At 38.4% G+C, this 12,487-nt stretch carries 17 protein-coding genes; all 17 read right to left on the minus strand.

Annotation, left to right across the window (positions count from 1 at the left end; all coding sequences use genetic code 11):
• Positions 1–15: 15 nt before the first annotated feature.
• Positions 16–468: a hypothetical protein gene (locus tag RH45_RS23365; RefSeq protein ID WP_138956418.1), complete on the minus strand. Its 453-nt coding sequence runs from the start codon at positions 466–468 to the stop codon at positions 16–18.
• 261 nt (positions 469–729) lie between these two features.
• The gene (locus RH45_RS13015; RefSeq protein ID WP_008077866.1) at positions 730–1,431 is read right to left on the minus strand and encodes a hypothetical protein; all 702 of its coding nucleotides are present in this window, start codon (positions 1,429–1,431) and stop codon (positions 730–732) included.
• A 128-nt stretch (positions 1,432–1,559) separates the two neighbouring features.
• Positions 1,560–1,886: a hypothetical protein gene (locus tag RH45_RS13020; protein WP_008077868.1), complete on the minus strand. Its 327-nt coding sequence runs from the start codon at positions 1,884–1,886 to the stop codon at positions 1,560–1,562.
• Between the two features lie 204 nt (positions 1,887–2,090).
• Positions 2,091–2,660, minus strand: coding sequence for a hypothetical protein (locus RH45_RS13025; RefSeq protein WP_008077869.1), 570 nt, complete (start codon positions 2,658–2,660; stop codon positions 2,091–2,093).
• Positions 2,661–2,799: 139 nt separating this feature from the next.
• A complete protein-coding gene (locus tag RH45_RS13030) occupies positions 2,800–3,099 on the minus strand; it encodes a hypothetical protein (protein ID WP_008077870.1) in 300 nt (99 codons plus the stop codon).
• 130 nt (positions 3,100–3,229) lie between these two features.
• Positions 3,230–3,490 (minus strand): hypothetical protein, encoded by a 261-nt coding sequence (locus RH45_RS13035; RefSeq protein WP_241211645.1) that lies wholly within the window; start codon positions 3,488–3,490, stop codon positions 3,230–3,232.
• Between the two features lie 324 nt (positions 3,491–3,814).
• Positions 3,815–4,222: a hypothetical protein gene (locus RH45_RS13040; RefSeq protein ID WP_008077872.1), complete on the minus strand. Its 408-nt coding sequence runs from the start codon at positions 4,220–4,222 to the stop codon at positions 3,815–3,817.
• Positions 4,223–4,384: 162 nt separating this feature from the next.
• The gene (locus tag RH45_RS13045; protein ID WP_008077873.1) at positions 4,385–5,230 is read right to left on the minus strand and encodes a hypothetical protein; all 846 of its coding nucleotides are present in this window, start codon (positions 5,228–5,230) and stop codon (positions 4,385–4,387) included.
• A gap of 148 nt (positions 5,231–5,378) precedes the next feature.
• Positions 5,379–5,723 carry a hypothetical protein gene (locus RH45_RS13050; RefSeq protein WP_008077875.1) on the minus strand — a complete coding sequence of 115 codons (345 nt, stop codon included), beginning with the start codon at positions 5,721–5,723 and terminating at the stop codon, positions 5,379–5,381.
• A 130-nt stretch (positions 5,724–5,853) separates the two neighbouring features.
• Positions 5,854–6,405, minus strand: coding sequence for a HEPN domain-containing protein (locus RH45_RS13055; protein ID WP_008077876.1), 552 nt, complete (start codon positions 6,403–6,405; stop codon positions 5,854–5,856).
• Between the two features lie 151 nt (positions 6,406–6,556).
• Positions 6,557–7,459, minus strand: a complete 903-nt coding sequence (locus RH45_RS13060; protein WP_008077877.1) for a hypothetical protein — start codon at positions 7,457–7,459, stop codon at positions 6,557–6,559.
• Between the two features lie 280 nt (positions 7,460–7,739).
• On the minus strand, positions 7,740–8,405 hold the full coding sequence (locus RH45_RS13065; RefSeq protein WP_008077878.1) for a hypothetical protein: 666 nt from the start codon (positions 8,403–8,405) through the stop codon (positions 7,740–7,742).
• 145 nt (positions 8,406–8,550) lie between these two features.
• Positions 8,551–8,901, minus strand: a complete 351-nt coding sequence (locus RH45_RS13070) for a hypothetical protein (protein ID WP_008077879.1) — start codon at positions 8,899–8,901, stop codon at positions 8,551–8,553.
• Between the two features lie 146 nt (positions 8,902–9,047).
• Entirely contained in the window at positions 9,048–10,151 is a 1,104-nt protein-coding gene (locus RH45_RS13075; protein WP_008077881.1) for a hypothetical protein, read from the minus strand.
• Between the two features lie 119 nt (positions 10,152–10,270).
• A complete protein-coding gene (locus RH45_RS13080; protein WP_008077883.1) occupies positions 10,271–10,864 on the minus strand; it encodes a hypothetical protein in 594 nt (197 codons plus the stop codon).
• A gap of 154 nt (positions 10,865–11,018) precedes the next feature.
• Positions 11,019–11,501 carry a tetratricopeptide repeat protein gene (locus tag RH45_RS13085; protein ID WP_008077884.1) on the minus strand — a complete coding sequence of 161 codons (483 nt, stop codon included), beginning with the start codon at positions 11,499–11,501 and terminating at the stop codon, positions 11,019–11,021.
• 135 nt (positions 11,502–11,636) lie between these two features.
• Positions 11,637–12,404: a DUF2971 domain-containing protein gene (locus RH45_RS13090; protein WP_008077885.1), complete on the minus strand. Its 768-nt coding sequence runs from the start codon at positions 12,402–12,404 to the stop codon at positions 11,637–11,639.
• Between the last annotated feature and the right edge of the window lie 83 nt (positions 12,405–12,487).

Genomic DNA, 12,487 nt, shown 5'->3' on the forward strand with positions numbered 1-12,487 from the left:
TTCACGAAGCAATATCTAATCAAAGTATACACCCGCACAATATACTCCATACTGCTTGAAAGCACCTACCTTTGAAAATTTTTGATTGTGGATCTGGTAGGCATGTTCTAAATCATTAAAAAAATCATTAATGCTACTTTCTAGTTGGAAATGTACATACTTTCCATCAATAGAATGAAATGAATAGTCTTTATCAAAAGAGATGGTTATCAATTCATTGATCATTTCAGTTGCTTTAACATCATCTACCGTCGTTAAATAAATAGTATTCGAAGTACAACTAATATTAATGACATCTGTTTTTGATATTCTCCCCTGTATGATTTTTGTTTCTTCTAACCATTTCCAAGTGGTATTAACATCTCGCTCATTTGTACTTGTGGAATTTAAAATTTGTATCTTAGGTATTGCTGATGCTGATAAAGGCGACCCACATAAAAAAGAGAATAGTAAAATTCTAACAATCATTTAATTTATATATCCAGTATTTAATAAAACTATAAACTAAGGTTCACTAATGTAATCCAACGGTTATCTGTCATCATAGCAAGATTTGGTATCGCTCATCAAAAAATACATAATTTAGTTTATAAAACTAACGCCCAGTTAAGGGTGAAGTACGCAATGTACAAGCTACTACGTTTCACTTCAACACCGAAATCATTGCAGACCTAGAATGACACGCGTGTTGAACTCTTCTTAAACTGCTTGTTAGGATTTAATTGTCCTCTACGCTAAATTTTCTGCGTCATTTTTGTTGAACTTGAAGTTGCCACCATTCATAACTTCATTGTAAACATACTCATGCGCATTAATTTTATCTGTTAGCTTGTTAAATTCACGCTGATAATGCTTATCAAGCAGGCAATCACTATCTGATTTACGCAACAAATATGTAGAAATTGTCTGCTCTATCATGTTTTCGAACATAAACCTATACATCTGAGCCCAATCACCGCTATGAGCATCACCTAAATAATTTCTGACTTCAAACAAGGCTCCTTCCTTTACAAAACCTAGGACTGTTATTTTCTTGACTGATTCTTTATCACCAAAAGGAAACCAAAACTCCAACTCATCAAATGCAGATTTCAGCTCTTTTAGAGGAACACCATCAGAAAGCTTATCTTTTACTATACTTCCTAGTACAGAGCACCGAATAGCTCCCATAACTCGCTCTCTAAGTGCGATTTTTTGCCTCTTAAAGTTCTGAGCAGAAGAAATATACTCGAGATCCTGAGACAGTGATTTCGCCATATCAAAGTAGAATGATCTTTTTTCATCTTCAATTATTCTTTCTTCAGGTGAAGAAAAACTAATAATTCCCGATTGAAAAAGCTCATGTGATATATCTTGGATTCCTATATTCGTAAGACTTTCTAATTTTGCTTTAGAAACCTTGACGTTTAGTACTTCCCTCAAAAACTTCATATATACCTCTAAATACTAACGCAGTACTGAATCCGCCGCATGCCACCTTAAACACTAAGGCCAACTCATGGTAAAAATACTACGCGTTGCGAATCCCTCTTGAACAGTATGTTAGGTAAATTGTGACTTTAAGGCCTATATTCACCTACAAACGAAAAATTCTGTCTATGATCAGAACTTTTGTTTGAGCACAACAACTTAACGCCAACCTTCAGGTCAAACCGACACTCATCGCCAAACTCTTCCATAATAGGCGTGGCTGCCCCATCACCTTCTGGGGTTTTATACTTAATCACAAATTGACCTGACTCCCGTTGATGTGCGTATGCTGGAACCGACCACTCTTTTTCCTGAGCATCCATTTTAGTGAAAATACCAACATATGAATCAGTCATTTTGCTACTACACCCTGCTAATACAAGACACGTTAGTAATAAGGCTAGTTTTTCGTTCATAGCATACGCCGCCTAGGTTCATCGGAGCATATATTAAAGCACAGAACATAATTAACTGATCAGGTAACATAAGGTTGCGCTTTTAGCCTAACGCTCAATTAAGGTGTGAGATACGTAACACCCAAGCTGCCGCATGATACCTTAATCACTAAATTCAACGCAAAGTGAAAATGCCACGCGTTGTCAATCACTCTTAACCGTCTGTTATGCATTGGGATTATTGTAAGGCTCAAATACTTCCAATGCTTCTTTCTCTGCTACTATTTTACTACAGCAACTAATAAAGCCATAGACTCCAATAAAAGTGACAATGGTATCATTAACTTGATCATAGTTGTTAGGCTGCTTTAATTCCTCAACTAACAACAAATCTTTCTGTAATTTATCAAACTCTCTTGGATATTCAGTCGCTAGAGGCAGAAACTGATCGATTGTTAGCTTTACATCAAAAGGAGCAGAATAGATAAATGTTGAAAGGTGTTTTGCAACAAAAGAATTTATTGCATATTGATCATCACGATCAGTCATAGACATTCCGGCTAAAAAGCTTAGACTCTCATTGAGTATGGCAAGTGATTTGTCTAACTTGTTGTACTTCTCAGTTTTAAAATCAAAAACCTTTTCACGCGCTTTGTATTCTGAATTTTTCTCAATCTGCTTAAGCTTTGCTTTTAATTGAATAGTTGCCGTAAAGTATGCTGCGACACCAGTTACCATCGCAGGACCTAAAATTTTTATAGCTTCAATTGCTACATCTTGCCAACTTGTTTCCATAATACTTCCTAATACGTAACGCCGCGTTAAGTCGTGATCAACGTAATACCAAAGCCTCCGCATACCAACTTAAACACATAAACCAACGCATAGTGCAAATGCCACGCGTTACGAATCCTTCGTGAACAGTTTATTATGCCTATTCTGACACGGTTCTATTTAGTAAATTCGTGAGTTCTGCGTTTGCTTTAATTTCTTTGCTGTAAATATGAGCATTGGCGTGAAAACTACTGAAAATATCCTGAAAATAAGTCGTTCGACGCTCTCTACCGAGCCAATCAAACAAGCTATTTAGTAGCTTCTCCGATGCTTTCTTTTCACCCATTAATGATAAATAACACGCCATAGCAAAAGTATTATTAAATACCAAATGCGTATCATTGCTTGAATTTCGAGCAATTAAATCCTTAAGTTTTGTCAGATCTTGTTTTGTTGACACAACACTAGAACTCCTATTATCTAAACAGGCATTGCGCCCCATTTATGTGTGAGCGGCGCTTGGCTATACTTGAGCGAAGCGAAACCACCAAGCGATACGAATCACTCTTAAATGCTTTGTTATGTGCGTATTACTTGGCAGTGCATTTCCCGTAGTACTGAGATGGAATCAGGTCACCACCAAAGCCAACTGTGTTTCGACTATGAACTGTATCCATTTTATTTGTAATCGTAGTGACCATCACATTACCTGTCCCTGTCGCTTCCAAAAATGACACATGATCATTCCCAGAAACCTTTACCACCTCATTACTACCATTGTTCCCCAGCACATAAACTTTGTCGACATCGGGATCAATCAGATATCTAAGAATGAAATCACTCTTTGCCATATGAACACCTTCTGGGTCTGTATACTTTTTATATACGCACTCTAAAGTGCTGGTAGAAGCGATGGATGAACTGGAGACAAAACAGAGAGCAATGAGAAGTAAACTATTGAACTTCATCAAAAACCTACCTTATAAGATATTTTCCGAGGAATTTTACTCTCATCTGTTTTATAGTTTGTGACATATGCCACAAAGCACACAGTAGCCAATTAAGGAGTGAAGCACGCAACGACGACACTCAATTTAACCACCGTAGTCACCAAACTTAGCCAAAACTAAAAATGCCAAGCGTGCTGAATCACTCTTAAATTGCTTGTTATGTCGCTACTCGCCACCACCCAAATCAAAAAAGTTTATACCACCAGAACCATCTAGGCTGGTATTCGTCACTTTACTATTAGATTCTACATTTACTTCTGCATATAGTAAGTAGCTTTCAAATGATGGAACTTCAGATACGTTAAATAGGATCTTTCCGACAGACTTTTGAAAATCCAACAAGTCGCCAAGATCTTCATGTAGTTCTAAAGCTAACTCTTTATTGTATGGCAGCAACATGCCATAAGCAACTGATTTATAGAATCGGTCATTACTGCGATTAATCTGGTTCAATACCCTACTAATCTCATGAAACGAATAGATGTTCTTTTTCCCAAATTTAGCACACAGCTTAGGAGCTACATCGTTAGCCACAGACTGAACATAAGCCTTTTTATTCACGAGCTTAAGCATATCTAACCTCCTTGCTACATAATGCCTTGCAACGCAATACCAAAGTCGCCGCATTAAGGTGTGAGTAACGCGACCACGAAAACCAACCTTACCACCGTAAACACTGAACTCAACGATGGAATGAAAAATGGCAACCGTTGGGAACCACTCTTAATTGCTTTGTTATTTGTTTTTTCTCGGCTTCTGTCTTTTCGAATCGTGCCAGTTAAGTTCGCTATTCACGGGGCAATCTGCCATATGGTACGAGTAAAAGCGGGGAGAAATTGGCGGCAGATTAACTTCTAGACCAAATTGCTCTGGCGTCAGAACCTTAGTTTTTAACGATCTAACTACAGGGTTATTCTTCTGTGTTTCTAAGTTTTTAACCAACCTAAAATCCATAGTTAAAAAACAGTAGCAGTCATTTCTTTCCGCCAAGACTATATGCCAGATATCCTGTGAGTTTTTCTTACCTAGCACTCGAATTAAGTCCTGATAAAGTGGGTCAGATTTTGATGCCAACCTATCTTTTCTTTGCTCTTCAAGACTTCTACAGCCGAAGCCAATAGCCAATGTATAATCCGGGTCATGGATAATTCGCATATCAAGCGCTTTAAATAATGAGTTATCAAACATCCCATAGCCTTGAAATCTTCCCATAGGTTGAGTTAATTGTTCGTCTTTCAATTCATCAGAAAGGCACAGCTCAATGACCCCACGCCTAGCTAAATCTACAATACTTGGCAAATATTTAATTGAGGCAAATTCACGATCTTCGCAGCCATTTCTATGCACTGGAATTCTAGATAGGTAACCAGTATCTATTGTAGTATCGCCCCACTTTTTTCTACCACTGGATATCCATGCGGTTTCATGAGTAACACCGTGAAACAGAACTGTGTTATCCACTAAAATTGAAGTAACTTTGAGCTTGCGTAGATTTTTTTCGATACATGAATTTCGGAACTCAATGTATTTATCTACAACTTTAGGAAGTAATTTATACTGAAATCTTTGTTTTAAAGTCACTGAAGCTCCTCCACGCTTGTGCTCAAACACATAACGCCGCATTAAGTAGTGAGCAACACTACCACCGAACCTGAACTATTGTGCCGTAAACACTGAAGCCAACCAAACCCCAAATGCCATGCGTTGCCAATCTGCCTTAAATGCATTGTTATTCGTACTCTTGGCTATTAACATCATCAATGATCGAACGGAGTTTGTTCAACTTAAGCTCTGTCAGTATTACGGAAACAAAAAAGTACATTGAAGCAGATATCAACACAAAGTTCAGTGGACTATCACCTTCCGAGTTAATACCGTATAAACCCATAAATAGAAACCAACAAGCTAATATTGATAAGGCTGTATCATTAGTTTTAACCCTATATTTGTTAGCGGCTATATCCTTATTAATTGATACTGAATTTGACAGCCCTTCAAGCTTCACAACTACTTTTCTAGCTTTACACTCAGCCTTAAAGCCATGATTCTTTAACAAATTCACTAAGTCTTCCACGTAATATATCCTTATTTGATTTGTACGCATAAAGCCGCATTAAGGTGTGAGTGGCGCTTGGCTATACTTGAGCGAAGCGAAACTGCCAAGCGTTGCGAATCACTCTTAAATGCTTTGTTAGCCGACACTTTTAGACTATATGATCATCAACTGCTTTTTGAAGATGAGTAGCTAACTGAAAAATGAACTCCATGTCTTCAAAGTTTGATTCATAGCTCAATTCTTTTGAAGTCAGTCCTGTATGCGCTATTTGATGCCGAGACAATAAGATCCCATCAAGTCTTTCCTTTGCTTCATCACGTGAAAGACCTTCAGAATTCCAACAAGTAGTAACCTTCGTTAAACCGAGAGTATCTTTAAGTAATTGGTCAATATTTTTTGTATTGGGAGTGTTAAACCATCTCAGTTTTTTTTCGACATTCTGAGGAAGTGAATCATCTAAAGGATCAGACCCACAATCTGACGTGATATCCGCTAGTTTTCGACGCACGAGAGACTCAACAAAATCTTGCCAATACGCAACCAAATGAAACACGTAAGTTTGGTTTAAATATCTAATTTTGCGATCAAATTTACGTGTTGTTTCGATATCCAGATCATTCTGTATATGTTGTACATACTTTAACCGCACTAACTGGCGGCTAAACATTTGTAACGGAGACTTTCTTAAGTCAATTTTCATTTATTACCTGCTGAATACAATGACGGCTAACGCCGCGTTAAGTGGTGAACAACGCGACCGCCTAACCTAAAATATTGGGTCGTAAACACTAAAGTTAATTCAAACCCAAAATGCCAAGCGTTGTGAATCCGTCTTAAACGCTTTGTTATGTTTATATTTCAAGCCACTGGTATGGCGCTGCTAACCCCATAACTAGTTCATGTCCTCTGTGAGAAGGAACGATACGTTTGGACACGTCATGCTCTAATTTAAATGAACCAAAACACAATACTTTTTTACCCGGTGTGATGAAACTATGATTTAAGCCGAACTTTAAACGAGCAATAGGGTAAATATTATTCCCTTTACCTTGAAATTTTGGAGAAAGCTCAGCTGAAGAAAAACGCCTAGTTGGGGTACTAAAATTGACTTTATTAACCTGACCTATAACCGCAGCTTTAACCGTACCGTTAGCAAGTACCTTTTGATGTAATTGATCATAATGCTTAACGTCAAAGAAAAATTCATCCCACCTTAATTTTTCTTTATCTACCATAACGAAAATTGACTGACGCATTATTGGGTTTTTACGCCCATATTCATAAAGGTCAAGCAAACCATTTAGACTATTTACATAAGGCAATTTTCTACCGCGTGTTCTATAGGTTCGTTTTACTGTGTCGTGGTTATGATTTTTTAAAAAATCATTTTCCTTACCTTTCATTTTCATTTGGTCCTTATCATCCATCAAATGAATGCGAAAAACTCGACTACCATTAGCTAGGGCTGTAAGGACTTCATTTGTTGAGCCTGCTGCGTCAATTATTTGTTTTCCTTTTGTAGCAAAAGAACAAGTAATTGAATGATCTTCATATTTCGCCAACCTGAAGTAAGCTGGAACTTGAGTTGTCCTTGACTTACCAACCCTTTGACTAGCTGAAACATACTTAAGTTCTGCTTCACAGCCTTTTCCACCACAATATATTGGATTCGGTCTTCCAAAAGGTAGGTAATTCAAAATTGTTACTTGGTTTCGATTTGAATCATAACCAAATGGAATCTTCACTCCACTCACAGAACTCTCCTATAAACATAACGCCCTGTTAAGGGGTGAGCAACGCAATACAAAAAGCCGCCGCATACCACCTTAAACACTAAAACCAACGCATAGTAAAAATGCCACGCGTTGCGAATCCCTCTTGAACAGTTTGTTAAATGCCTTTACATCCCACTTTTCTCAATAACTTCTAACAAAAGCAATATAAATGTTAATAATTTTATAGCCAAATCAAGCAATAACGACATCACTTTTTCTCCTAATTACGTTTCGACATAACTAGGTTACAACTGGAAAACTATTTTCTAGTGGGGGGAATTTCGACACTTGATAAGTTCAGCATTAACGACTTTTCCGAAACTACTCGTAAACGATGATCAAAAAGTCGACGACCTTGCATCAGAGGGTTAACTTCAAACAACGTCAATTTTGCGCCCGAATCTTCTACAACATCCTTAAGCCAATGACTGTAACCACGACATGCCGAGATGATGTCCAGAGATATGCTGTTTTTGTCTAGCAAGCCGATACCAACTGTAGCAAAAGAGAAAGCCAGATGAAGTACTGGCTTAAAGGGAGAAAACACCTCTTTCCGAGCTCTTTCTCTTACATCAACGCCATAATCTTTCCATCTATCCCATAACACGCACATTTCAGTACCAGTCAAGCTGTGTATTTGTATCCAAGATACAGCTTGAAAGACTTTATCAACCAAGATTTTATTTGCAGTTTCTAATCGAGCTTCGAATCTTCGCAATGCAACTTTAGAGAAGTCTTGGCAAGCAAACCCTTTGTAGCCAGTCATATCGACAGGCTTGTAACCGTCTTGTCGAGCGCCAAGGTACATAATTGAGTCAATTAACTGGTTTCTCTTTTCAAAGCTTCTTTCAGTCTGCTCTGGATACACAAGTATCGCAAAAAATGCTGCGGCTCCAATTATGTCATTCGATACTTCGATATTCATACAACCTCTGGCATTTAACGCCGCGTTAAGTAGTGAGCAACACTACCACTGAACCTAACCTATTGTGCCGTAAACACTAAAACTGATTCAAACCCAAAGTGCCAAGCGTTGCGAATCTGTCTTAAACGCTTTGTTATGCTCGTACTTAAAGAAATTGAAGGACTAAACAAGCAATGAACGCTGGCAGACCCGCTATGAAGAAAACTAAGCCTGTTTGGTAATTCATTCGATAGTGCTCTCGTTCGTCTTTTTCGAAATCATGCCCTTCTACCATTTTGTAGACTTTATCTGTTCTAGGGTCATCTAACCGAGTCGTCTTGCTATGGACACCGCCTTCCCACATTAGCTTCGCCAAAACCCATATGACGATGACGACAAAGAAAAGAAAATCGACCAACTGAGTAGTAGCAAAGAATGGGACAAACTGGGCTAGAGCGATAACAACAAGAGCTGCTGAGAGATTAATTAGAACTACTTTCTTGAATAAATCGAGCAAAATCATCTCCTAGAGCATAACGCCCTGTTAAGGTGTGAGCAACGCAATACCAATGCCGCCGCATACCACCTTAAACACTAAACGCAACGCATAGTACAAATGCCACGCGTTGCGAATCACTCTTAAACAGTTTGTTAGCCGCTTTTCTATTTTGAATTTGTACTTTTTCCAACATCAACTTTTTTCAGGAGTTCCATGATAATTTCATGCATATTAATTGGATATGGATCGGAACTAACTTTCGAAAAGTCTCTGGCTGCAAAAAGGCGGCTTGCAACTTCTAACTTTATTTTATGCTGCTCTTCATCTGGTAAAGATGCAATGTACGGAGATATTGTTTTAAGATCCAAAGATGTTTGTAAGTGCCTATATTGTTGCTCCCTGTGCTTTGCAGACTCTCTCGCAAGATATGCTGCTGGGACTGATAACAACATAGCCAGAACAATACGAAATAATGATTTTTGCCACTGGAATTCTGCGCTAGTAGTTTCCAAAAAAGAATATCCTACAACAACCACTATGGTAAGCATGCAGGCGAGTGATGCATAACGAAGCCAATTTGCCATTTTCTTTTCTTCTGCTGCACTTTCTTCATAATCACCAGAAATCGCCCGACCAGAAACATGCCCTAAAATATCATCTATTTGTTTGTTCTTTGACTCTACATCTCCCAGCGCTTGTTTATATAACTCTGTAACATTCGCAATTTCAGCATTAGCAGTATCATTTATTTTACTAACGCGATCATTAAGCTCAGTAATTCGTAAATCATTTTCACTAAGCAATTTCTTGATTCTTTGATCATGTTGTAAATGTGAATCTGATAGCTTTTTCAGGTTAGTTTTAACTGACTTGAAGCTAGTCACTTCAGCGTCATTTTTCAAACTATTATCCAATTTTAACGATTGATATTCTAAGGGGGAGTTTTCAATCAAGTTTTGAAACTTAGTCGATTTTCTAACTAACTCGTCACTAATGCTAGCCATCTGATTATCAACATCTTTAAGTTTAGCTATTCCTTGACCAATAGATAGACCATATATTGCGACAGCTTTTGCCGATGATGTTAGTTTGTCGATATCGTCTTCTTGAGAAACTTTTGAGTATTCAGTCAGGTGCTGAAGGAAGGAAGATACACCATCCCTAACTTGCTTTGATACCGGTTTATCTTCTATGTAGATTGTTAGGCTATCGACGAGCTCACGTAACTCCGACACCATATCATCTATTTCAATTAAAACACTTTCCATTACTTCTCTCTATTAGTTCATAAAGCAACAACTTTGGCGGCTAACGCCGCGTTAAGTAGTGAGCAACGCTGAAACGAGACCTAAACAATTACGCAGTAAACACTAAAAACAACCATGACTCAGAGCTCCATGCGTTGGGAATCTGCCTTAAACGCCTTGTTATGCGATTGTTTTCGAGCTTCGATTTCCCTGACAACGCTCACTCCCAACGGGGTAAGCCAACAAATATCGTCTGATGGGTCAAGCATAGCTCCATTGACTAACCCCTTATCACGTAACTCAGAATATTTACTAATGTCGAAGCCATTTACCTCAGGGTTATTAAAGTTCAAAATAAAGGAATTGGAGAGGCGCCTAGAAGCCAACTTCTCTACAAGTTGTACAGATTCCTCATCGAGCTGACCTATTGTGTTTTTCGCCGCAATAGGCAAATCAACCATTTCTAGTCTTTTTCTCTCGTCTGGCTCTTTCGCCAAAGTCTCTATAAAATCTCGACTATATACATCTTGTTGCTGCTTAATATCCACTCTATTGGTGTGAATTTCAAAGCTGCCCATTTTAACTTTAATATCTCGTTCTTTGTCATCGTCTTGAGATGTGTAGTAAGCAACCAGTTTAGAGATCGGCTTTTTTAGGAGCACAACAATGTATAATATCAATAAGGGCCAGGCTATATTCTGAGCTATTGCTAAGACTAACTTTAAAATTTCCATTTTTCCTCCTGTCGCATAACGCCCAATTAAGGGGTGAACAACGCCTCCACCCAAACCTAAAGCATTGTGCCATAAACACTAAAACTGAAGTAGAAGCAAAAGTGCCAAGCGTTGTGAATCCCTCTTAAATTGCTTGTTATAAGCGTGTTTCGTTTTACCACTTTCTATCTAAATCTTCTGCGTATAAAGAAATAGCTCGCTGATACTCTTTAATTACATCACTGTTCGTGGTTGATACTAAAAGTTCGAGTAGTAATGATGTTGCTTCTTTATGGCGCCCCAAGTTGTAGAGACACATGGCATAGAAAGGCTGAACTTCAATGGAACTAGGGTACTCTCTTAGAGTTTGCTCAAAGTAGCTTAACGCCTCCGAATACATGCCAAGGCTTCGATAAGTACTCGCTAGCCCAAACAAAGCATCAAACCTTTCTACTGACGATAAAAGACCTGAAAGAGATGACAGATAATGACTAATCGCTTCTTGCTCTTTACCTTCGTTGTCGTATGACCAAGCAATTTGCAAGTGAGCTTTAGCAGAACAAGCGTCATCGTTTAGCAGCGTTTTTAGCAAAGCTCTCGACTCTTGATACTTACCCTGTTTCCGCAATTCGATTGCTTGTTTGATGATACTTTCCATAATTTTCCTCGAAGCTTATAACGCCCTGTTAAGGTGTGAGCAACGCAATACCAATGCCGCCGCATACCACCTTAAACACTAAACGCAACGCATAGTAAAAATGCCACGCGTTGCGAATCACTCTTAAACAGATTGTTATACAACATTTAGTTGGTACTTACCTTTGACCATTTCAGCTCTCTTTAACTCGACTTTCGTCCCTGCAGAAATTTCAAATTGTTCTACTAACTGCTTTAATTTTATAAAGTCCTCATCGGGCATCCTCACTCCAGCAACAACTTTAGTGACCATTGTCTTATCAAAGGGGTATATGCCCGGACCTTTGCGATGAGATAGGCACCTGTGCTCTTTTTCGTAAGCCCAATCTATAGATTTGCGCAAAAACTGTTCTTTAACTGCTTCAAAATCTCTAACACCCAACTTCCGTACAGGCATTTTCTCAGTGTACTCAATGGGCCAAGCTGTTAAGTAATATTCAGGATTTGTCACCATACCAATGTGATTTTGATCAGTTGTAAACTCTATTAACAGACCCTGATGGTTGTCTGCATAATGAGACCACATTAGTATATTGTCTGCTTGAGAAGATAAGCAGCAAACACCCCACTCTTTAGCTATGTCATTTGACGCAGCTCCACTAACCAATGAGTGTTCCAAACGCTTGAGCATCACACCTTTGTTTTGAAGTCTTTTTGCCGGACTCAATCCGATCCTATCACCAGCAGCTTTGATAAGGTCTTTTCTAGAGGACATGTATTTCTCAGCTTCGTCCAAGTCGTAACTAACAACGCAATCAAAGGGGTCATTAAACGTATCGTAGGAAGAAAACTTCATGGTTCCGTCTTTTAAAAGACATTTAGCGCCATCATTAAAAGGCAAATATTTGTATAACTTAAGTTTCATACTACCTCTTGTTGTATAACGCCCTGTTAAGGTGTGAGCAACGCAATACCGAAGCTTCCGCAAACCACCTTAAACACCAAACA

Source organism: Vibrio sinaloensis DSM 21326, from assembly GCF_000189275.1.
In the GTDB taxonomy this organism is placed as follows: Bacteria; Pseudomonadota; Gammaproteobacteria; order Enterobacterales; family Vibrionaceae; genus Vibrio; species Vibrio sinaloensis.